The sequence below is a fragment of the Rothia nasisuis genome, from assembly GCF_928381405.1.
Taxonomy (GTDB): Bacteria; Actinomycetota; Actinomycetes; order Actinomycetales; family Micrococcaceae; genus Rothia; species Rothia nasisuis.
The window spans coordinates 85,299-106,662 of record NZ_CAKMSB010000003.1 but is presented as its reverse complement, the minus strand read 5'-3'; the positions used below and the strand labels follow the sequence as shown (position 1 = coordinate 106,662).

General features: G+C 60.2%; 23 protein-coding genes. 4 read left to right on the top strand and 19 right to left on the bottom strand.

The genetic code is table 11. The features are described from left to right. Window positions 1–119 precede the first annotated feature (119 nt). A complete protein-coding gene (locus L6966_RS03655) occupies window positions 120–548 on the top strand; it encodes a PaaI family thioesterase (RefSeq protein ID WP_237224494.1) in 429 nt (142 codons plus the stop codon). Between the two features lie 211 nt (window positions 549–759). Here the strand turns inward: L6966_RS03655 and L6966_RS03650 are convergent, their stop codons facing one another. From L6966_RS03650 to L6966_RS03620, 7 genes are all read right to left on the bottom strand, one after another. Further along, complete coding sequence (locus L6966_RS03650; RefSeq protein ID WP_083091925.1) at window positions 760–1,065, bottom strand: helix-turn-helix domain-containing protein; 306 nt, start codon at window positions 1,063–1,065, stop codon at window positions 760–762. A gap of 87 nt (window positions 1,066–1,152) precedes the next feature. Further along, on the bottom strand, window positions 1,153–2,019 hold the full coding sequence (locus tag L6966_RS03645; RefSeq protein WP_237232881.1) for a 3-hydroxyacyl-CoA dehydrogenase family protein: 867 nt from the start codon (window positions 2,017–2,019) through the stop codon (window positions 1,153–1,155). A 9-nt stretch (window positions 2,020–2,028) separates the two neighbouring features. Continuing rightward, on the bottom strand, window positions 2,029–2,787 hold the full coding sequence (locus L6966_RS03640; protein WP_237232880.1) for an enoyl-CoA hydratase/isomerase family protein: 759 nt from the start codon (window positions 2,785–2,787) through the stop codon (window positions 2,029–2,031). Continuing rightward, window positions 2,787–3,995: a thiolase family protein gene (locus L6966_RS03635; protein ID WP_237232879.1), complete on the bottom strand. Its 1,209-nt coding sequence runs from the start codon at window positions 3,993–3,995 to the stop codon at window positions 2,787–2,789. The genes L6966_RS03640 and L6966_RS03635 overlap by 1 nt, the downstream gene beginning before the upstream one ends. 194 nt (window positions 3,996–4,189) lie before the next feature. Continuing rightward, window positions 4,190–5,530, bottom strand: a complete 1,341-nt coding sequence (locus L6966_RS03630; protein WP_237232878.1) for an MFS transporter — start codon at window positions 5,528–5,530, stop codon at window positions 4,190–4,192. A 209-nt stretch (window positions 5,531–5,739) separates the two neighbouring features. After that, window positions 5,740–7,269: a GMC family oxidoreductase gene (locus tag L6966_RS03625; protein WP_237232877.1), complete on the bottom strand. Its 1,530-nt coding sequence runs from the start codon at window positions 7,267–7,269 to the stop codon at window positions 5,740–5,742. 112 nt (window positions 7,270–7,381) lie between these two features. Continuing rightward, window positions 7,382–8,797 (bottom strand): aldehyde dehydrogenase family protein, encoded by a 1,416-nt coding sequence (locus tag L6966_RS03620; protein WP_237224500.1) that lies wholly within the window; start codon window positions 8,795–8,797, stop codon window positions 7,382–7,384. A 152-nt stretch (window positions 8,798–8,949) separates the two neighbouring features. On the opposite strand from L6966_RS03620, the gene L6966_RS03615 reads away from it, so the two are divergent. Continuing rightward, entirely contained in the window at window positions 8,950–9,909 is a 960-nt protein-coding gene (locus tag L6966_RS03615; protein ID WP_237224501.1) for an AraC-like ligand-binding domain-containing protein, read from the top strand. A 43-nt stretch (window positions 9,910–9,952) separates the two neighbouring features. Here the strand turns inward: L6966_RS03615 and L6966_RS03610 are convergent, their stop codons facing one another. The 8 genes from L6966_RS03610 to L6966_RS03575 form a co-directional block, all read right to left on the bottom strand. Beyond that, entirely contained in the window at window positions 9,953–10,348 is a 396-nt protein-coding gene (locus tag L6966_RS03610) for a hypothetical protein (RefSeq protein ID WP_237224502.1), read from the bottom strand. Beyond that, window positions 10,345–10,935 carry an anti-sigma factor gene (locus L6966_RS03605; protein ID WP_237224503.1) on the bottom strand — a complete coding sequence of 197 codons (591 nt, stop codon included), beginning with the start codon at window positions 10,933–10,935 and terminating at the stop codon, window positions 10,345–10,347. Before L6966_RS03605 ends, L6966_RS03610 begins: the two co-directional genes overlap by 4 nt. A gap of 6 nt (window positions 10,936–10,941) precedes the next feature. Continuing rightward, window positions 10,942–11,502: an RNA polymerase sigma factor gene (locus L6966_RS03600; protein WP_237224504.1), complete on the bottom strand. Its 561-nt coding sequence runs from the start codon at window positions 11,500–11,502 to the stop codon at window positions 10,942–10,944. Between the two features lie 67 nt (window positions 11,503–11,569). Further along, on the bottom strand, window positions 11,570–12,187 hold the full coding sequence (locus L6966_RS03595) for an Asp23/Gls24 family envelope stress response protein (RefSeq protein ID WP_237224505.1): 618 nt from the start codon (window positions 12,185–12,187) through the stop codon (window positions 11,570–11,572). After that, window positions 12,180–12,851: an Asp23/Gls24 family envelope stress response protein gene (locus L6966_RS03590; RefSeq protein ID WP_237224506.1), complete on the bottom strand. Its 672-nt coding sequence runs from the start codon at window positions 12,849–12,851 to the stop codon at window positions 12,180–12,182. Before L6966_RS03590 ends, L6966_RS03595 begins: the two co-directional genes overlap by 8 nt. Next, window positions 12,848–13,213, bottom strand: coding sequence for a hypothetical protein (locus tag L6966_RS03585; protein WP_237203022.1), 366 nt, complete (start codon window positions 13,211–13,213; stop codon window positions 12,848–12,850). Before L6966_RS03585 ends, L6966_RS03590 begins: the two co-directional genes overlap by 4 nt. 64 nt (window positions 13,214–13,277) lie before the next feature. Next, entirely contained in the window at window positions 13,278–13,472 is a 195-nt protein-coding gene (locus tag L6966_RS03580) for a hypothetical protein (protein ID WP_237224507.1), read from the bottom strand. Continuing rightward, on the bottom strand, window positions 13,472–13,945 hold the full coding sequence (locus L6966_RS03575) for an Asp23/Gls24 family envelope stress response protein (protein ID WP_237224508.1): 474 nt from the start codon (window positions 13,943–13,945) through the stop codon (window positions 13,472–13,474). The genes L6966_RS03580 and L6966_RS03575 overlap by 1 nt, the downstream gene beginning before the upstream one ends. 287 nt (window positions 13,946–14,232) lie before the next feature. Between L6966_RS03575 and L6966_RS03570 the strand changes: the two genes are divergently transcribed. After that, window positions 14,233–15,258: an LLM class flavin-dependent oxidoreductase gene (locus tag L6966_RS03570; protein ID WP_237232876.1), complete on the top strand. Its 1,026-nt coding sequence runs from the start codon at window positions 14,233–14,235 to the stop codon at window positions 15,256–15,258. Window positions 15,259–15,338: 80 nt separating this feature from the next. On the opposite strand, the gene L6966_RS03565 is transcribed toward L6966_RS03570, so the two are convergent. The 4 genes from L6966_RS03565 to L6966_RS03550 all read right to left on the bottom strand — a co-directional run bounded on the left by L6966_RS03565 (window position 15,339) and on the right by L6966_RS03550 (window position 19,061). Then, a complete protein-coding gene (locus L6966_RS03565; RefSeq protein ID WP_237225013.1) occupies window positions 15,339–15,914 on the bottom strand; it encodes a YdhK family protein in 576 nt (191 codons plus the stop codon). Between the two features lie 29 nt (window positions 15,915–15,943). Next, window positions 15,944–18,220 (bottom strand): heavy metal translocating P-type ATPase, encoded by a 2,277-nt coding sequence (locus L6966_RS03560; protein ID WP_237225012.1) that lies wholly within the window; start codon window positions 18,218–18,220, stop codon window positions 15,944–15,946. A gap of 192 nt (window positions 18,221–18,412) precedes the next feature. Then, the gene (locus L6966_RS03555) at window positions 18,413–18,628 is read right to left on the bottom strand and encodes a heavy-metal-associated domain-containing protein (RefSeq protein ID WP_237225011.1); all 216 of its coding nucleotides are present in this window, start codon (window positions 18,626–18,628) and stop codon (window positions 18,413–18,415) included. Window positions 18,629–18,710: 82 nt separating this feature from the next. Beyond that, a complete protein-coding gene (locus L6966_RS03550; RefSeq protein WP_237225010.1) occupies window positions 18,711–19,061 on the bottom strand; it encodes a metal-sensitive transcriptional regulator in 351 nt (116 codons plus the stop codon). 158 nt (window positions 19,062–19,219) lie between these two features. Here L6966_RS03550 and L6966_RS03545 point away from each other — a divergent pair, with 158 nt between their 5' ends. Beyond that, entirely contained in the window at window positions 19,220–21,313 is a 2,094-nt protein-coding gene (locus L6966_RS03545) for a glycoside hydrolase family 15 protein (protein ID WP_083090649.1), read from the top strand. Window positions 21,314–21,364: the final 51 nt, after the last annotated feature.

Below are 21,364 nucleotides of genomic sequence, written 5' to 3'. Positions count from 1 at the left end.
ACTGTTGGGGCGCTCGGAAATAAATGACCGAGCGTTCAGTTATTGGTATAAACTATAGTTCACATCACAGGTGAAGAAAAGCCTTGCAGGCCTTGAGCAGCAGGGCGGAAAGGACGCTCATGGGCGAGCAGGTGGCGGCCGGCCGGGAGGCCGATGGGCAGATGGAACTCTGGAAAATCACCCTGGGTGAGCTGGATGAAAAGATGGGGGTTACGGTTCTAGAAGAATCGGCAGAACGGGTAGTGGCCACCATGCCGGTGGAGGGCAACCGCCAGTCCTTAGGGCTGCTGCACGGGGGCGCTATGTTGGCCCTGGGAGAGGCGGTGGGCTCCTGGGCTGCGGTCATTCATGCTTCTTCTATGGGCAGGGTCGCGGTGGGTGTGGACGTGAATGCCACCCACCATAAATCCTCAAAAAGCGGCAGGGTGCGGGCGACGGCGTCCGCCATTCACCTAGGCCGTTCCCTGACTACCCACGAAGTGATTATCACCCACGAAGACACGGGCGCGCGCCTGTGTACTCTGCGCATCACCAACTTCATCAAGTAGGTACCACCTCAGTCAGGTAGGTACCAGTTAAATCAGAAAAACCCACCTAGTTCGTGGGTTTTTCTGACTGAGATGGTACCTACCGGGGTGGGCGGGCCTAGAAATCCCTAAGTTCTTCAAGAGACTGTACGAAAAGACCCCGTTTCGATACGCGGGATAAAGGTGCCCGGCGACTACTTCTTGAGTGCCGATAAGGGTTGTAACGGTGACTTTAGGGTTCATTGCGCTGCCTTACCACCTTGGGGAGCTTCTCGTTGGCTCGGAGCTTGCCCACGTCGGTGAGATAAGGATCGGTTGCGGTAACAACTCCATCGAGCATGCCCAAGACTTTCAAGACCGTGAGCAGAATGTCGGAGCGAACGGGTTGACCAGACTCAATCTTTCGTAAGGTTACTACCGTGGTTCCTGCTCGTTCTGCGACCATTTGGGCGGTAAGACCCAGAAGTTTACGCTGGGTAGTTAGATTTTCGCCCATAGTGCGTTGGGCTCGGCGGACGGGTAGGGGAATATATCCCACTGAGACCTCCCTTAAGCAGAAACTTTTCTTTCAGTATAAGCCCCATAGTGAAAGAAAAGCTTCTGTTTGTTGTATGGGTGGGCGAGCCTAGCTGTAGTCGTAGAAGCCCTTGCCGCTCTTACGGCCCAGCTCCCCGCGGGCCACCATATCGCGCATGAGCTGCGGCGGGGCAAACCGCTCACCCAGCTGTGACTCCAGGTACTCAGCAATGCCCAGGCGGACGTCCAGCCCCACCACATCGGTCAAAGCCAGCGGGCCAATGGGGAACTTATAGCCCAACACCATTGCGTTATCGATATCCTCCGGGCTGGCCACGCCCTCCTCAACCATGCGAATAGCCTCAAGCGCAATCGCCACACCCAGACGCGAGGAGGCAAAACCGGGAGCGTCATTGACCACCACCGGGGTCTTGCCCAGGCCCTCAACCCAGAGGCGGGCCGCGTCCTTGAGCTCGGCAGACGAATGCTGAGACTGCACCACCTCCACCAGCTTGGACGCCGGCACCGGGTTAAAGAAATGCAGGCCAATAAAGTTACCGGGGCGCTCCAAAGACTCAGCCAACCCATCAATCGACAGGGACGAGGTATTCGACGCCAGCCAGGCCCCCTCACCCAGCTGCTCCTCAACAGCCCGCAAGGCACCCACCTTCAGATCCCAGTTCTCGGGCACGGCCTCAACCACCAGCTGGCGGTCGGCAAAATCACTGTAATCCACCGACACCGCAAAGCGCTCGGTCAGCTCATCAAAATTACCGTCAAAAGCCCCGCGCTCCAGCGACTTGGCCAAATCGCGCTCCACGCGCTCGCGGGCAGCTTCGGCCGCCTGAGCGTCCCGCTCAACCACCACAACCTGGGCCCCGGCCAGCAGAAAAGCATGGGCAATACCCGCGCCCATACGTCCGCCGCCCAGCACGCCCACGCGGGCAGGAACCTTCAACTCGTGAACTTCAGTCATCACTTACCTCTACTTCTTCTTCCGATCAAGAAAAGCCTGCATGCGGTCAAACTTGGCCTGGGACTCAAACAAAATCGCCTGGGCCAGCTCGTCAATGTGGGGGTGGGCCTCGCGCGGAGCCCCAAAAACCCGCTTGGTCACGCGCACCGCCAGGGGGTCCTGGCCCCCGATGCGGTCAGCTAAGGCATGGGCAGCGGCCACGAGCTCGGACGGCTCATGCAGCTCAGTGACCAGGTGCAGCTTCAGCGCCTCCTTGGCGTTGAGAATACGACCGGCCATGAGAATCTCAAGAGCTACCGGCTCACCCACCAGCTCTTTAAGGCGCCAGAGGGCACCGGCCGCGGCGATAATACCCAGGTTGGTTTCGGGCTGGCCCATCTTGATGTAGGGGGTACCCAGGCGGAAGTCAGCCGCATAGGCCAGCTCCGCCCCGCCCCCTAGGGCATAGCCATCAATGGCGGCAATGACCGGCATGGGGAGCTTATGAATGCGGTCAAAAATTTGCGAATTGACCCCGCGCAGGGCGTCCTCGCGGCGGCGCTCGCGCAGCTGGGCAATGTCTGCCCCCGAGGCAAAAATGCCGCGCCCGTTGACCTCGCACCCGGTCAGAATCAGAATCTTGGGGGTGGCCTCTAGGTAGGCGCAGACCTCGTGCAGTTCAGCGACCATGGTGGCGTCGATGGCGTTGCGCACCTGGGGGCGGTTCATGCGAACCAGCAGGCGGTCGTCGCCCTCTTCAACGGTCAGGGCGGTGAAATGCTCAAACATTAGACAGCCTCCACCAGCAGGGCAGCGCCCTGCCCCACGCCGATGCACATGGTGGCCAGGCCGCGGGTGGCACCTTCTCGTTCCATACGGCCCAGCAGGGTAATCACAATGCGGGAGCCGGACGAGCCCAGCGGGTGGCCCAGGGCAATCGCCCCGCCGTCGCGGTTGACGATGTCCTCGCTCAGGTCCAGACGGCGCATGGAGGCCAGGGACTGGGAGGCAAAGGCCTCATTGAGTTCAACAGCGCCCAGGTCGGCTACCGTCCACCCGGCCCTAGCCAGGGCCTTTTCGGTGGCCGGAACCGGGCCCAGGCCCATGATTTCGGGGGCCAGGCCAGCAGACGTGCCGGTGGCGACGCGGGCGCGGGGGGTCAGGCCGTACTTTTTCAGGGCTTCTTCGGAGGCCACGATAATGGCTGAAGCCCCGTCGTTGAGGCTGGATGAGTTTCCGGCAGTTACCACAGAGCCACCGGCAACAACCGGGCGTAGCTTAGCCAGCACCTCGGCGGTCGTGCCGGGGCGGGGGCCTTCGTCGGTATCAACCACGGTTTCACGGCCCTTGCGGTCGCGCACGACCACAGGCACAATTTCATCCTTGAAATGCCCGGCCTCGATGGCCGCAAGAGCCCGCTCGTGGGAGCGGACGGCAAAGGCGTCACAGTCTTCACGGGAAATCGAATCAACCCGGGCTACCTCTTCTGCGGTCTCTGGCATGGAGTAGGTGAACTTGTCGCGCTCGGCAAAGATGGGGTTGATGAAGCGCCAGCCGATAGAGGTGTCGAAGCTCTGGCCGGGCTTGGCGAAGGCGGTGGTGGGCTTTTCCATGACCCAGGGGGCGCGGGACATGGACTCCACACCTCCGGCAACCACGATATCGGCCTCTCCGGCCTTGATCATCTGAGCTGCGAGGGTAATAGCGCTGAGCCCTGAGGCGCAGAGGCGGTTGACGGTGATGCCGGGGACGGTATCGGGGTAGTCGTTGAGTAGCCAGGCCAGGCGGGCCACGTTACGGTTCTCTTCACCGGCACCGTTGGCATTGCCCAGGATGACCTCGTCGACAGCCGCCGGGTCGAGCCCGGCCTTCTCGATGACGTCCTTAATCACCAGGGCTGCCAGATCATCGGGGCGGACGGACGACAGTGCCCCGCCGTAGCGCCCCACGGGGGTGCGGGAGCCGCCTACGAGATAAGCCTGGGGTGTCTGCGACATTCAAACTCCTTTGTCGGAAAGTCAAAAATAACTGACCAATCGTTCACTAAATCTTGTCATTTTAAGTGACCTAGGTCAAGGGAAAGGGTGAGACCCCCGCAAGAAAAAGAGGTGCGGGGGTCTTGGGTGAGGGCGTACCTGTGAGAAGTTTTCCCTCCTCTGAGCCCTTACCTCTTACTCAATTCGGAAGATTTTTATTTCCTCGCGCGCTCGGAAAAATCTTCCGCATTCTCTGGGTGCAGGTCAATTTCTTGGATGCCCTTGGGTACCAGGCTGACTGCAATCAGCGAGATGAGGGTGATGCCCGCGATGTAGAGGCCAATCATCCAGGACTGGCCGGTCTCACGCAGAATCATTTCGGCGATCATGGGGGCGAAGGCGCCACCGAGAATTGCACCAATGGCGTAGCCGATAGAGATACCCGAGAAGCGGACGGAGGCGGGGAACATCTCGGCGTACATGGCTGACTGGGGGCCGTAGGAGGGGCCTAGGCCAATGGTGAGAATGAAAATGGCCAGGGCGAATAGGGCGATGCTGCCCGAGTCAATCATGAACCACATGGGTACAGCCCAGAGCAGTAGAATTCCGTAGCCAATCTGGAAGGTTCGTACTCGGCCAAGCTTGTCGCTCATCCAGCCACCAACCATGGTGAAGATGAGCCAGCCTAGACCGCCAATAATGGCTGCTGTCATCGCCTGGCCGCGGGTCATGCCCAGGTTCTTCACGCCGTAGGAGATAAAGAATGCAATCACTAGATAGCCTGCCGCGTTGTTGGCAATAAAGATAAAGGCGGCCAGAAGGACCTCGCGGGTGTTGGTCTTGAAAAGCTGTTTGAGCGGGGCTGACTCCTTCTTTTTGAGGTTCTGCATTTCTTTGAAGACGGGGGATTCTTCAACGGAGTGGCGGATATAGAAGCCTACCAGAATCAGGACGATGGAGGACCAGAAGGGGATGCGCCAGCCGAAGCTCAGGAACTGCTCTTCGGTCAGGACTGCGCTGAGGAGTAGGTTGACCAGGGTTGCCAGAATCATGCCCAGGGGAACACCAATCTGGGGGAAAGCTCCAAAGAAGCCGCGCTTGTTGCGGGGTGCGTGTTCAACGGACATCAGGGCTGCACCGCCCCATTCGCCGCCTGCGGAGAAACCCTGGAGGATGCGCAGGGCGATGATAATGAGGGGTGCGGCTATGCCGATTTGGGCGTAGGTGGGTACAAAGCCGATGCCGACGGTGGCTACGCCCATCATGATGAGGGTGAGTACCAGGGTGATGCGGCGGCCGAACTTATCGCCGATATGCCCTGCCACGATAGCCCCCAGGGGGCGGAAGATGAAACTAATGCCCAGTGAAGCCCAGGAAACGATCTGGGCGAGAGTCCTGTCTTCTCCTTCGGGGGTGAAGTACTGGGTGGCAAGAATGAGGCCTGCGGCCTGGGCGTAAATGAAGAAGTCGTACCACTCGATGGTGGTGCCGATGAGAGTGCCTGCGAGAACCTTGCGTTCTTCTGCGGTGACCCTGTGTGCTGTGGTTGTAGACATGGTGTGTTCCTCTGCGTTGAGGTATGCGGGGGAGCTGCCATCGTGGGCTTGAGGCGGCTGTCACATTTAACTATGAGTTGAATCATATACGAAAAGCGTGGGGGTGCAACAGGGCTCAACAGAAATTTTTACCGAATGGTCAGTAAATGCCGTGGGAAGGCGGGTGTGCGCCCGCTTCAGGCAAGGTGGGGCGCGCACCCGGGGTGCCGTTATTGCCCTAGATCTGCACTCATCAGTGCGTCAGCGGCCTTTTCTGCAATCATAATTGAGGGCGCATTAGTGTTCCCTGTGGGGACGATAGGCATGATGGAGGCATCAATGACGTGCAGATTTTCAACCCCGTAGACGGCGAGGTTGTGGGGAGAAACCACTGCCTGTGTGCCGGTGCCCATGGCACAGGTGCCGACCTGGTGGTGGTAGGTGACCACGGCATCACGGGCGTACTGTTCGAGTTCATCATCAGAGACTTCTGGGCCCGGCCATATTTCGGTGGCACCCCACTCTTCTGCCAGCGCAGGCTGCCTGCCGATAGCACGGCACTGTTTGATGGACTGCACCATGGCCTGTAAGTCTGCATCTGCTTCAAAGACCCCCAGATCTACCGTGACAGGGTCATCGAGGCGCGAACCTGTGAGCGTAAGAGCGCCCCGTGACTGCGGGCGAACAATACCAGCCATCAGGGTGAAGGCCTCTGCCGGGCCGGTCATCTCACCGGGGCCGTAAGCCTGAGAATACATAGGGAAAGAGAAGAAAATCGGTTGGGTATCGGGCAGGTGCTGCGCAGGTGAGGACCTTGCAAAAAGATGAACCTCTGCAGGGGCTACCTGTGGGGTAGGAATAGGCTTATCAGCTGTATAAATCACCGGCACAAGCAGATGGTCGTGTAAGTTCTTCCCCACCCCAGGCGCTTCCGCCACCAGTTCTATACCTAAATCTCTCAGCTCGCGGGCAGGGCCTATGCCTGACCGCAAGAGAATCTCGGGGCTTCCCAGGGCGCCAGCCGAAAGCACTACCTTACTGGCATATACTTCCTGGCGCCCCTCTTGTGTATGCATAAGAATACCAACGGCAGAGGTGCCTTCAAAGAGAACTTTTTCTACCCGCGCCCCAGTAATCAGCGTGAGATTTTCGTGGTCAGCCACGGGTTTAAGGTAGGCGTGCCAAACATTAAACCTTTTGTCATCCCGCACGTTAAGCTGCATACGCGAGACGCCCTCGGGGTCGCCCGAGTTGTAGTCAGGGTTCAGCTTGTGGCCAGCCTGCTGGGCAGCCTCGACCATAGACTCCTGTAAGGGGCTACGAGAAAAATCCTGACGAACGTCCAGCAGGCCATCGGTTCCCCGTGACTTAGAGGGGCCTCCGTCATAATTCTCTGCTTTGATGAAATAGGGGAGCACCTCATTCCACCCCCACCCCGGGTTGCCCAGATAGGCCCAGCTATCGTAGTCAGCAGCTGCACCGCGCACCCAAATACAGGCGTTGAGCGCATGAGAGCCGCCAAGAACCTTGCCGCGCGGCAGGTGAAGCCGGCGGTTATGAGCTCCAGGCTGAGGAGATGTGAAATAGTCCCAGTCTTGGTCGGAGTGCCAGAGCTTGCCAAGATCATTGAGGTGGTCAATATCTGGGTTAGGCTCCTGCAGGCCCGCCTCAACCAAAGTTACTGTTTTGCCGGCATCAATGAGCCTGCGAGTAAGCACGGCTCCCGCCGAGCCTCCCCCTACGATCAAAAAGTCTGTCATGGTTTTCTCCTCTACAAAGTGTATGTATATAAACCCCCAAGCAGCAGAGCTTTTGTCTTACTCAAAAACCTCTGTGCTTGGGGGTGCTTTACCTACAATCCTGGCGCGGTTGCTACTCGCAAATCACCTGGGGTAAGCCCATATGCTTGAGCCCCTCAAGACCGAATTCCACGCCGTAGCCCGACTCCTTAATACCGCCGAAGGGGATGCGTGGATCAATTGCACCGTGCTTATTAATCCAGACGGTACCGGCCTGCATCTTGGCGGCAACCTCGCGGGCCCGCTCAAGGTTCGGTGACCAGACAGAAGCACCCAGACCAACGTCCAAACGATTGGCCTCTTCCAGGGCCTCCTCCAGGGTGGAGTAGCGGATAATCGGCAGGGCTGGGCCAAACTGTTCCTCAACCACCAGCGGGTTATCTTTCTCAATATCGGCCACCAGGGTGGTGGGGTAGAAGAAGCCCTGAGAACCCTCGTCCGGGTCGCCGCCTAGCAGAATGCGGGCACCAGCGTCCTGAGCCTTCTGCACCAAATCAGCCACAATGTCGTACTGGGCCTTATTCTGCAGGGGGCCCAGAACATTCTGCTCCTCAAGACCCACGCCCATGGGCATGTTCTTAGCTACCTCGACTAGCTCCTGGCAGACCGCATCGTAGAGAGAATCAGGCACATAGAGGCGCTTGAGTGCGGCGCAGGTCTGGCCGGTATTGATGAAGGCTCCCCAGAAGAGACCCTCAGCGATAGCCTTGGGGTCGGCGTCATCGAGCACGATGCCAGCGTCGTTGCCACCCAGCTCCAGGGTTAGACGCTTGAGAGAGTCAGCAGCCGAGGCGGCAATCTTCTTGCCCGTGGCGGTGGAGCCGGTGAAAGTAATCTTGTCGATACCCGGGTGGGTGGTCATGGCAGCACCCACACCGCGGTCTGCGGCAATGATCTGAACCACACCCTCGGGGAGCACGGTATTAATAACCTCAACTAAGGCCAGCACACTCAGGGTGGTGTACTCAGAGGGCTTGAGCACAATGGTGTTGCCCATGCGCAGGGCCGGGGCAATCTGCCAGATGGTAATCATCATCGGCCAGTTCCAGGGGCCAATGCCACCCACCACACCGATGGGCCGGTAATTGAGAACGGCTCGGGTCTCGCCGTCGTCCACCAGCAACTCTTCATCTAGCCCAAAGGACGCCGTTACCCGTGTCCACGCCACACAGCCGCCCACCTCAAAGCGGGCATTGGGCCCGTTCAGGGGCTTGCCCTGCTCACGGGAGAGCAGCTCGGCCAGGGGCTCGGAGGCCTGCTCAATAGCATCGGCCATCTTCATCAGGTAGTCGCTACGCTCAGCGTGAGAGAGGGCTGCCCAGGCGGGCTGAGCTTCACGCGCTTTGGTAACAAGCTCATCGAGGACGTCAGCGCCCTGCTCGGGCGCCAAGCCAATGAGTTCTTCGGTGGCTGGGTCAAAAACCTCGCGAGTGCCGCCCTGTGTGACGCGGCTCAGAAGTTCCTGATAGGTGGTGGGTAGTGATGACACCGTTAGCTCCTTGCTCTCAAATGGATCTTAGATTTATGATGTGGCTCACTGGAAAATTGGTGTTAGGTGTGCAGTGCACACTCCTTGGCCTGGTGTGCTCCCAGTCACTTCAGTTACAGTTTTGAGCAATCCCTGATACCGGAAGGCCCCTCATGCAGCAGGACGAAAAACAAGAAGCCTACAGCTTTCGTAGCCACGACCCCATGAATCTCACCCAGTGGATTGCGGGGGCCAGAGAGAGCTTCGGCCCTCTCGTCATTACCGCTCCCGATTCTGAAAACTTCACCGCCAGCGTCCGCACCGCCTCACTTGGCGATGTGCACCTCTTCGATATGCGCACCCCCGCGCACACCGTTCGTAGGGACCCCGCCGCCACGGACTCCACCGAGGGTTATTGCAAGCTCAGCCTGCAACTTGAAGGTAGCGCCGTCATCAGCCAGGGCGGGCGAACCTGCACCCTAGGCCCGGGTGACCTGGCACTTTACCTGACTTCAAGCCCCTACCAGATTGAATACAGTGGAAGCCAGCGTAGCCTTGTGGTGCTCTTTCCTCAAAGCTTTATTCACCTCAGCAGCGACTACCTCGAACTTATGACCGCCACCCCCGTGTCAGACACCCAGGGCCTGGGAAAATTTGCGGTGCCCCTCTTTGAGCAGCTGGCAGTAAACGTTGAGGAACTGTCAGGGCCCCACGCTCTCGCCCTGGTGCGCTCAGCCCTAGAAATGGTGATTACGGTGATGGCAGCAGAATCAAGCGAGGCGGGCCGCCAGCCCGATAACACGCTCTACCACCAGGCACTGGCCTACATCGAAGAGCACCTGGGTGACCCCCATCTGGGGCCGAGTAAAATCGCCGAAGCTCTCTATATCTCTCTGCGGCAGTTACACGGCCGGTTTGCGAGCCACCAACAAACAGTAGCAACCTACATTCGTACCCGCCGCCTGGAATCTATTCGGGAGGACCTAGCCAACCCCCTCTATCGCGGAGACTCGGTGCAGACCATTAGCGCCCGCTACGCTCTTTTTGATCCCTCCCACGTCAGCAAGGTCTTTAAGGCTGAGTACGGGGAGTCACCCTCAGCCTACCGGGCACGCATGCTTGCCACCTTATAGTACAAGCCCGGGCACTTGTTGCTTATCGGCCGGTAGCGTCAGGCTAGCAGCTCACAATTTCTACCTCAATGGCGGCAGCAGGTAGCTCCCGGGCCAGCAGGGCACCAACCTCTCGGGCCAGGGTGGGAACATGAACACCGGGAGCTGCGCCGATACGCACCGCCACGGTAAGGTCTGCGCCCCCGGTGCCCTGTATCAGGGTGTCGTCTGAACTGTTTGAGGTGTGGTTCTGGCTGCCCTCAGGTGCCTCTGACGTGGCATGTGAACGGCTCTGGGTGGTTCGCATAGCACGTAGCACATAGGGTGAGCGCGGGTAGATTTTCTCTACACCGGGTAGGTTCAGAATAGAGCACCGCAGGCGGTCAAGGGTGACCCCTGCGGGAAGATGGCGGCCGGCAGATGTGGAGGTATCGGGTTCGATGAAAATACGATGGCTCATGCCGCCTCTACCTCCTGATTCTTGGTGTGAAGATCTTGCACTGTGATGTCGATACCGGTGATATTGAGCTCGCTGACCCGAGCAAATTCAGAGGTCAAGGCTTCTCGCAGGAGCTGGATCAGCAGGGGAATCTGCTGCCCCAGGCACACCGATACCGTAACCTGTACCGTGACCGGTGCGCCATAGGTCTGAACGTCACCCACAAGGCGGCACCTGCCAATCATAACTCCCTCAATGCGGTCGGCCACCGCCCTGGCTGCGGCCACTACTGCACCTTCACTCTGGCTGAGACGCACCCGCTCTGACGGGGCTTCTAGGGGGATAGACCGCCCGCTCCTTGCCTCAAAAACCAGGTTGTTCAGCAGAGAATCAACCCATGATGTGTCTGCCTCCTGCTCCTGTGTCTCCCGGTCTAGGGCCGTGGCCGCTAGGTCGTGGAGCTTGCTGAGAGAAGCGATTTTTCGGGTGCACTCCGGGCAGGAGTCAATATGGTGAGCGAGTTTGTGGTGGGCAGGGCTGAGTGGCTGGCTTGTATCGCGATCCACCCAGTCGCTGAGAGTGCTGATGGGCATGTTGCAATCTGTCATTGTTCCTTACTTTCCCTCCATACCCTCGAGTAGCTTGACCCGTGCGCGGGCTAGCTGACCTCTGACGCTGGCCGTGGTGATATTGAGCGCCTCCGCGATCTCCCGGTAGCTAGATCCCCCAAATTCACGCATCAGCCAGATGCGCTGCTGTTGTTCGGGGAGCTTTTTCAATACCTGGGTGAGCTTCTGCATGTCTGTGCTGATGAGGGCCTGAGTCTCGGGGGTAGGCTCTGTGCTGGGGAGGTGCTGCTGGTCTTCAAGGGGGAGGTTCTTTGCCCGGGCCCGAATAAGATCTATACTTTTGCGGCCGGTGAGGGTCATGAGCCAGCTTTTGACCTTGCTGGGATTCTGTAGCGTGTCCAATTTTTGCCAGGCCTGGAGCAGAGTCTCTTGGAGGGCATCGTCCGCGTCTGCCGTGCTACCCGTCAGCCTGAGCGCATAGGCCCGCATGAGCGGTAAGTAACGCCGTACCAGTATCTGAAAGGCCTGTTCGTCTCCGTCGATGGCGCGCTGGCACAGTAGCTGATCGGTGGGCCCGGACGGCTGATGTTGACTTGAATCTGTCACCTGTGGTTCCTGATGGTGGTTAGCTTGGGGAGGGGAAGGCCGGGGCGCGTGAGCCCCGGCCTTCGAGCTAGCGGACTCGCTGCTCGTCCTGGTGAAGGGTAGCCCGCAGGCCACCGGTGGCTCGTACCAGGAGAGGAACCTGGTACCCCAGGAGCCTATCGAGCCCCTGTGCGACGCGAGCCGTCAGCTCTTGAAGCTGCACCAGGTTCGCCCCCTGGCGGACCTCAAGCTTAACCTGCACCCCGGGGGTTTTCTTCACAGCCAACGAAGTGACGGTGACGGCAAGCAGGTCAGGATGGTTCTCAAAAGCCTGGCTCACAGCCTCTTTGACGAAGCTATGAGATAGTGTAGTGCTCCCCTCACCCTGAGGGTCCTGCTGGGTGCCCAGGGAGCTGACGCGCCGGGCCCGCTGCTTCAGCATCAGCCAGAGAAGAGCCGCCACCGCTAGGAGCATGAGCGCGAGCAGGGCAAGAGTGAAGAGGCTGGTCTGCCCCGAGGTAGTATCTACCGCTGCGCTGGCTAGGCCCTGCCTGGCCTCTGTTTCGAGGGGGGCCAGCTGGGTCTCCCAGGCCTGCCGGGCTTGCGGCAGAAACAGGAGGGCGAATGCCCCCGCCCCAAGGGCAAGAAGGACGAGCCCGGTCACCCCAAGGAAGACACGGTTGAGAGCTCTAGGTGTGCTACCCATGAGAGATAACCCCCTGTTTTTCTATCTGGACGCGGGCCTGCGGGGCAGGTGTGAGCGCGTAGCTATCGATGGTGGCTTGCGCCATGTCGGTGAGCTCTTGGGTGTCAACCCGGTGGCCGGATGTAGGCGTGACCGTGATGACTACCCGGCGGGCAGATACGCGGGTAACAACCTGGTCACGGGTCAGACCGGTCCGTTTGCGTATGGCTGCGCTGAGGGCGGATGCAAGTACCCTGTCATCAACAATGAAGGCGAACCGCCCGGTGCGGGCACGGTGGCGGTTGAGGCTACCTGGAGCGCAGGCCAGGAAAATCAGGAAGAGGCCTGCGAGAGAGAGCAGGGCGCCGAGAGTAATACCGAGCGGACCTGACAGGAGCTCCGGTGCTGAGAAGAAGGCGGAGAAAGCCTTCTCTCCCGAGAGCACAAGCGGGGGAAGCCCGAGGGCCGCACGTACCAGCTCTGTGCCACACCATACCAAAATCACGATGAGTGCAAGGGCAAGCAGCACCGTAGCAAAGGAACGTGACGAGTGGGTTTCCCGCCGCCCCATGAGGTTCACCAGGGGGCCGGCCTGATCAAGATCCAATTCCAGGTGGTTACCGGTAGGCGGGTTCTGGTGCCTTTGAGCGTCACCAACATAGCCTAAAGTACCCTGTTCGTTCATTGCACTCTCGCCTCCTTACCGAGCGGCGCAACACCGTTAAGCGTCACGTTGACAGAGCCTACCTCTGCTCCGATGAGCTGGGTGGCGCGGGTTGAGATGCGGGTGCGGGCCCGGGAGACCGCGTCAAAGACAGTGCCGCCGAGTGCCGCAAGATAGGTTTCGTGCTCGATGAGCCTATCGAGTCGGGGGAGCGGGTAGTCCACGGTAACCGATATGCCAAGCTGACCGTCGTCGTCAAAGAGGGAGGTCTGCGCCCTCTCTACAGGTACCCCTATAGCCTGAGCAGCAAGGGCTGAGCAGGTCGATATCAGGGCTTTCTGCCTGACCGTGGTATGCCCGCGTCCTTTAATGTGTGTAGTCATTGAGCCTCATTTGCCGTGCGCAGGTTGCTGGGGTTGACCGCGCACACAGTGCTGAATACTGAATTTACCGAGATGATGTGCTCTTACGCAGGGCATCAAAGAGGTCTGAAACGCTGAAGTCTGAGGTCTGCATAAAATGCCCAGCAGCGGCACCGAGAGCCATCAGGAGAGCAACCAGCACGAAGCCACCAAAACCGTAGGCAAGCCCAGCGAAAGCCAGAATCGTGCCCAGCAGGGCACCAGCAAAAGTCTTAGTCATTACTTAACACGACCCTCAGATTCGGTGGCTTCTTCAGCGGAGTCGTCGCTGGGGATGTGAACGTCGAGAACTTCAATATTCACCTCGGTGACTTCGAGGCCAGCTAGTGTTTGAATAGCTTCAATCACCGCCTGGCGAGCCTGGTCGGCGACGTCGTAGATGGGGTAGGGGTATTCGACGATAATGGAGAGGTCGAGGGCGGCCTGGGTCTGACCTACCTCTACGCTGATACCCTGCTTGAGGTTGTCTTCTTGGCCTACAGCGTTGCGCAGGGCGCCCATGGCACGGGCTGCACCGCCGCCTAAGGCGTAGACACCTTCAACGTCGCGCAGGGCAATGCCTGCAATCTTGGCAATAACGCCGTCGTTGATGCTGGTGGAACCCTGGCCGTTGTCGGTGCCGGTGTTGCGGGTGAGGGGCTCGACGCTCTGGTTTCCGGCGATATCTGCGGGGGTCACGGTGGTCTGAGACATGGTTTCTTCCTTCTGTAAAGGGTCGTTAGTTTAGGTGACGGCGCAGATTGAGAGAGGCTCTCAATCTATGCCAGATGCGCCGTCAGTAGTAAGACGGAACAGAGGGGCAAAGTGTCACGGAAATTTTTAATTTTTTTTGACGCTGTGGTGAAAGCGGGCCCTACAACTTGCACCTACCTCTTACTTTTCAGAGGGGCGGATGCCTCTTGGTTAGGCACCCTTTCGATTAAAAAACTTTACTAGTAAAATAATTTCTGTAGGAAAATCCACCAGAAAGGCGCAAGGCCATGACTCAAAAAATAGGCTTCCTCTCCTTTGGCCACTACGGCGACTATCCCGGATCCAAAACCCGCACCGGCGCCGACATGCTCCACCAAGCCATCGATCTAGCCGTCGGCGCTGAAGACATTGGGCTAGACGGGGCCTTCTACCGCGTGCACCACTTCGCCCAGCAGCAGATGTCCCCGTTCCCCCTGCTGGCCGCCGCAGCAGCCCGCACCTCCACCATCGAGCTAGGCACCGGCGTCATCGATATGCGCTATGAAAACCCGCTCTACATGGCAGAGCAGGCAGCCATGGTCGACCTCATTGCCGGTAACGAGCGCCTACAGCTGGGTATCTCCCGCGGCTCACCCGAGACCGTCTATAAGGGCTTTGCCCACTTCGGCTACCTACCCGCCGAGGGGGAGGACGAGGCCGACATGGCCCGCCGTCACACCGCCCTCTTCCGCGAGGCCATCGCCGGGAAGGGAATCGCCCAGAGCGTTTCTGACCCCACCCAGCTCGATCCGATTACGCCCCAGTCACCCGGCCTGCCCCGTCGTATCTGGTGGGGCGCTAGTACTCGCGATACCGCCCGCTGGACCGGCGAACAGGGCATGAACCTTATGTCCTCCACCCTGCTGCTGGAAGACACCGGTGTACCCTTTGACCAGCTCCAGGCCGAGCAACTACGCATCTTCAAGCAGGCTTGGGCGGACGCCGGGCACGAGGGTACCCCGCGCACTTCGGTCTCGCGCTCGATTATCCCGATTATTGATGAGCAGAGTAACTACTACTTCGGCCTGCGCGCCCAGGCTGAGGGGCAGGACCAGGTCGGTATTCTGGACGGTGCTGTTTCCCGCTTTGGCAAGAGCTACATTGGCGAGCCCGACAAAATCGCTGAAGAACTGGCCCAAGACGAGGCAGTGGCGGAGGCAGACACCCTGCTGGTGACTATTCCCAACATGCTGGGAGTGGACTTCAACCTGCGCCAGCTGGAGGCAATCATCCGCGACATTAAGCCCACCCTCTACCCCCATCCCCGCCCCTAGCAAGGGGACCTCATTTCTTCAAAAGGACCGCATAGTATGCGGTCCTTTTGAAGTTTCGTGGTCCCTTTGAGAATGAGGAGTTACTTGACTCCTTCAATCTCGGATTCAGTGACCCACTTATGGTTCTTCATGGTCATGCCACTGGAAGTGAAGTCCACCATATAAACGGTCTCATCGGTGGACGATTCAACCGTCCCCTCAGCTCCCCTCATGCCGGTCATGTGCTCAGCCTCGATGGTCACGGGGGCGCCGTCGGAAAGGCGCTCACTCCCGGCGTCCGCCAGTTCTTCCTGCACAACCCACTTGTGGTCGGTGACGGGGTCAGAGCCATCGGTAGGGGTGTAGTTCACCGAGTAGGTGTAGGTCTGGTAGGCGCCCACGATGGTGGCGGTAGCCCCGCTCATACCACTCATGTGGTCAGCGGCGAGAACAACCTCGGTGCCAACCGGGTAGGTGGGGTCTGATGCTTCAGCGATACCGGCAGGTGCGGGCCCGCCATCTGTCGGGTGGTTGGCGTGATCAGCGTGGGCTGCGGCAGCTGACGAGACCAGAGCCTCAGCCTCGTTTTTAGCATTTGACTCGTTGGACCCGCAGGCGGTCAGAGCCAGCAGAGATAGGGCAGCGAGGGCGAGGACGCGGGTGGGTAGGGTTTTCATAGGTGCCTCCTGGGGCGTTGGTTGGGGTGTTAGGAAAAGCGGAGCAGTCGGGTGGAGTTGAGTACCACGAAGACTGAGGAGAAGGCCATGGCTGCTGCTGCAATCATGGGGTTGAGCAGGCCAGCTGCTGCCACCGGAATAGCCACCGTGTTATAGGCAAAGGCCCAGAAGAGGTTGCTCTTAATGAGGCGCAAGGTGGCCCGCGAGAGTCGAATGGCTGTCGGCAGCGAGCTTAGGTCGCTGCGCACAATGGTCATGTCGGCAGCCTCCATAGCCACGTCGGTGCCCGACCCCATGGCCACGCCCACATCGGCCTTGGCCAGGGCGGCCGCGTCATTCACGCCGTCGCCCACCATGGCGACCCCCACCCCGCCCTCTTGCAGGCGGGTGATGGTGGCCAGCTTATCGGAGGGGCTAACTCCCGCATAAACATTCGCGGAGTCAATGCCCACCCGGGCAGCTACCGCACGGGCGACGGGTTCGGCATCCCCGGTCAGTAGAACCGGGGTGAGCCCCAGGGCCTTGAGTTCTGCCAGAGCTTCGGACGCCCCCGGCTTGGGGGTATCTTGCAGGGCCAGCAGGGCCGCGGGCTGCCCGTTGAGAGCAAGGACGACGGTGGTGCGCCCGGCCTCCTGCCCGGCCAGTAGGGCGTGGGTGTGGGCTTCGCTCAGCTCGATACCTTCGGCAGCCAAGAAGCTGGTCTGACCCACTAGAGCCGTGATTTCTCGGCTTTCGCCCGAGGAAACCTCTTCCAACAGGGTGGCTCGCACACCCCCGCCGGGGGCTGACTCAAAGGCGGTGACTTCAGGCAGAGAGGAACCCGCTCCAGCAGCCTGGGCTGCCTGGGTGATAGCCCGGGCAAGAGGGTGCTCAGAGCGGCTCTCAGCCGCCCCGGCCAGTGCTAGTAACCGCCCGGCGTCTTGGGGCTCAAAGCCCGCAAGGGGAGTTATCTCAGCCAGGGTGAAGGCGCCGGTAGTGACGGTACCGGTCTTATCGAGCACCACGGTGCGCAGGTGCTTGGTGGATTCGAGCACCTGGGCTGAACGAATCAGAATACCCAGCTGGGAACCACGTGAGGTGCCTGCCAGCAGGGCCGTAGGGGTAGCCAGACCCAGGGCGCAGGGGCAGGCGATGACCAGCACCGACACGGCTGCGGTAAAGGCGGCGTTGAGGTCGCCGGTGACCAGTAGCCAGCCTGCCAAGGTGGCCAGAGCCAACCCAATGACAATCGGAACAAAAACCGCAGATACCCTATCTGCCAGACGGGCGATAGGAGCCTTCGTCGATTGGGCCTCGGCCACGGTGCGACTCATCTGGGCCAGCACAGTATCGGCCCCCACCCGAGTTGCCCGCACCGTCAGGGAGCCGGACGTATTGACGGTCGCCCCGACAACAGCGTCCCCAACTTCCACCTCAACCGGCACAGACTCACCGGTCAGCAGGGAGGTGTCTACCGCCGAGCGTCCTTCGACAACCTCGCCGTCCACCGCGATTTTCTCGCCGGGGCGCACCAGAAAGATGTCGCCGGGCAACAGGTCCTTGACAGGAATCTGCACTTCCCGACCGCCCTGCAGCACCGTGGCCGATTTAGCCCCCAGATTCAGCAGGGCCCGCAGGGCCTGGGACGAGCGCCGGGCGGTACGGTGCTCAATGGTGCGGCCAGCCAGCAAAAAGAGGGTAATCATGGCGGCGGCATCGAAGTAGAGCATGTGGTCCATGCCGTGCCCGCCTGCGGACGCTCCGTGGCCGGCATGGGCGGTCATAGCCGGGTCGATGGCCAGCTGCCAGAGCGAAAAAGCGTAGGAGGCAACCACACCCAGAGAAATCAGGGTGTCCATGGTGAAAGAGCCGTGCCGCAGGTTAGTCCAGGCCGGGCGGTGAAAGGGCAAAGCCGCCCAGGTGACCACAGGCAGGGTCAGGGCTGCAACCACCCAGCCCCAGTGGGGGAACTGGAAGGCGGCAAACATAGAAACCAGAAAGACCGGCAGGGTGAAAACCGCCGCTACCCACAGGCGCGGGGCGAGCGAATCCTGCCCGGCCTCGTCTGCCTGCTCCACGGCGTCCTGCTTGAGACTGGCCGAGTAGCCGGCCTTCTCGATGGTCTCAATCAGCTGCTCATCGGTGATAGAGGCGGGCGCAACCACGCGGGCGGTCTCTAGTGGCAGATTGACCGAGGGTTCCACCCCAATTTTCTTGAGCTTGCGCTCCACCCGCCCCACACAGGACGCGCAGGTCATACCTCCCACCTTCAGATTCACGATGCGGGTATCACCGGTGAAAACCTCAGCGGTGGATTGGGTTGGCATGACGCCTTCTTTCACTTGATGTGTTTGTTGTGTTTAGTGCTTATTTGGGGGGGCGGACGCGCGTCGGCAGCCAACTGGCTGGGTCTGGCATGAATCGCGCGCGAGCTTGCGAGCCCGCGAGAAGGTTAGTTGGCAGAGACGCGCGTCCGCCCCTCCCGTGGGCAAAGCCGCCCTCTGCAGCCCGCTGGGAGATTAAGCGACGGGGGTGAAGCCGGCTTCTTCGATGGCGGCTGAGACGGCTGCGGCGTCCAGGTCGCCGGTGTGGTTGATGGTGACGGTAGATTCGCTGCCCTTGACCACATCGACCTCTACGCCGGTGACGTTCTCAATCTCTTCGATTTCTTCGCGTACGCTCATGGCGCAGTGGTTGCAGGTGAGGCCGGTTGCCTTGACAATGGTTGCTGACATGGGTTTTCTCCTTATGAGGTAAGGGGCGCGGACGCCCGTGCTTGGGTTGCCCGGTGCGGGGCCTGGAGGCTCCCGGTGCGGGCTAGCTCTTGATCAGGCGGGTAATGGCTGCCATGGCTTCGCTGATTTTGTCGTCAAGCGGGGCGGTGTTGCCGGTGGCTTCTGCCTGGGCTGCGGCGTCGACGACACAGTGCCGCACGTGGTCTTCCAGCAGTTGAATGGAGACGCTATGCAGGGCCCTGTTGATGGCAGAGACCTGGGTGAGAATGTCGATGCAGTAGACGTCCTCATCGACCATGCGGGCGATGCCGCGCACCTGCCCCTCGATGCGGCGCAGGCGCTTGAGGTAGGCGTCCTTGTCGGCGGTGTAGCCGTGGTGGTGCCCGCCCTGCGGGTCAGCCTGGTGGTGGGTTGTGCGGTATTCTTCGCTCATATCCTTAAACATATACCCCCTAGGGGTATGTTTACAAGAGGGTGGATTCTTGAAAGTAATCGAAATTGCCATAGGCGCGGAAAAAGAACGCACCTATGGCAATTTCGATTACCTTCAGCGCCGCCGGTCGATAGTAAGCGCCCTGTTAGACTGGTGGCATGGCTTCTTTCATCGAGGATTACGCCCTGCTGTCAGACATGAATACGGGCGCGCTGGTCGCCCGCAGCGGTTCAATCGACTGGTTCTGCGCACCGCGCTTCGACTCCCGCGCAGTCTTCGCGGCCCTCCTGGGGGAGCGGGAGCACGGACGCTGGCTGCTGGCCCCCCTCGAATCGGTTAACCCCGCCCCCCTGGTAGAGATTCGTACCGAGCGCTCCTACCGTGAGAACACTTTTATTCTGCAGACCGTCTGGTTCGTGGGAGATGCGTCGGTGCGCGTCACCGAGTTCATGCCCCTGTCAGGGAGTACAACGATTGTGCGTAATGTTGAGGGCCTCACCGGCGAGGTCACCATGTACCAGGAGCTGGCCCTGCGCTTTGACTACGGCAAGACCGTACCCTGGGTGACCCACTACGAGGGAGCGGACGCCGCCGGTACCCCCGACCCGTCCGCCGATATGCTGGTGGGCATGGCGGGCCCCCACGCCCTGGTCTTCCGGGGGGATGCCATGCCTGAAGGTGACCCCGAGTCCAAGGCCGGCACCTTTACTGTCTCCGCTGGTCAGAGCTATACATTTACGCTTTCCTACTTCGCCTCCAACCACAACCCACCGACCCCGGTTGACTACCTAGCAGCCCTAACCTACACCCAGGACCAGTGGGCTGAGTGGTCTGACTTGTACACCCCCGCAGAGTCGGCCGCAAGCGTAGAAGGGGGCGCGGACGTCCGCCCCGACCCGACACCACAGGGCGGTGAAACCGGGGGGCAGGAGCCTGCCACCGCCCCGCAACCCGCGGTCATATCAGCCCAGGTCAATATTGACGAGGAGCTGGCTGGCGGAAGCTCCCTGCTCGATGCCGGGTCGAACACCGCCACCCCCGAAGTAGACCTTGAAACCTACCGCGAACTGGCCCAAACCGCCGCCACTCAGGTGATTGCTGCGACCGCAGAAGACCACCGGGAGGGGGCTAACGCACGCTACCGTGAGGCCCGCCTGCGTTCCCTACTACTTCTGCGAGCCCTGATTTCCCGTGAGACCGGTGCCCTGGTTGCCTCGGTGACCACCTCCCTGCCTGAGGTGCTGGGCGGAAAACGTAACTACGACTTCCGCTTCACCTGGCTGCGCGACGTCGCTATGAGCATGGACGTGATGCTGGCTCACGGCCACGAGCGCGAAACCGCCCAGCTGCGCAACTGGATTCTGCGGGCGCTCGCTAACAGCCCCCGCCGGGTTCACGCCGTGTACGGGCTGGCCGGTGAAAAGGACGACATCGAACGCCGCCTGGCCTTACCCGGCTATGAGGGGTCGCAGCCGGTGCGTTCGGGTAATGGGTCGGGTGACCGCTTTCAGGGGGACGCCCTGGGGCAGGTGCTTGTCACCTTCGCTAATCTGCGTGAGGCAGGTGTGGCCGAGGATCACCTGTCATGGCCCATTCAGAAGGCCCTGCTTAACGCCGCCACTGAGCGTATTGGTGAGCCTGACCGTTCCATGTGGGAGAGTTTCGGTGAACCTGCTGTGTATACCCACTCACAGGCCATGCTCTGGGCTGCTTTCGATGCCGGTGTATCAGCCGTGCGTGACTTTGGCTTAGACGGGGACGCTGCCACCTGGGAGCACTGCCGCGACGCTGTGGCGGAGGAGATTCTTGAGCATGGCTTCAAGGAGGAGCTAGGCCACTTCGTCTCAACCTACGGTGGTTTTTCGGTGGATGCCTCCCTGTTGCAGTTGCCTCAGATAGGCCTGGTTGACTGGGATGATCCGCGTATGCTGGCGACGGTGGAGCGGATTGAGGCCACCATTCGCCATGAGTCGGGCATGATCTACCGGTACGATAACTCAGACGCTCACGACGGGTTTGAGGGCCAGGGCAATCCTCATTTCATCTCGTCGCTTTGGCTGGCGGAGCAGTACATTCGTTCGGGCCGTGAGGCGGAGGGCCGTGCCCTGCTCGATACGGTTCTGAACAGGGCCAGTGACCTGGGTCTGATGAGTTCTGAGTACGATTTTGAGCAGCAGCGCCTGGCAGGTAACTTTCCGCAGGCTCTGGCCCACATTTCGTTGATTCGGGCGGTTGAAGCCCTCGGCCTCTAGGTAGGTACCATCTAAATCAGAAATACCCACGAACTAGGTGGGTATTTCTGG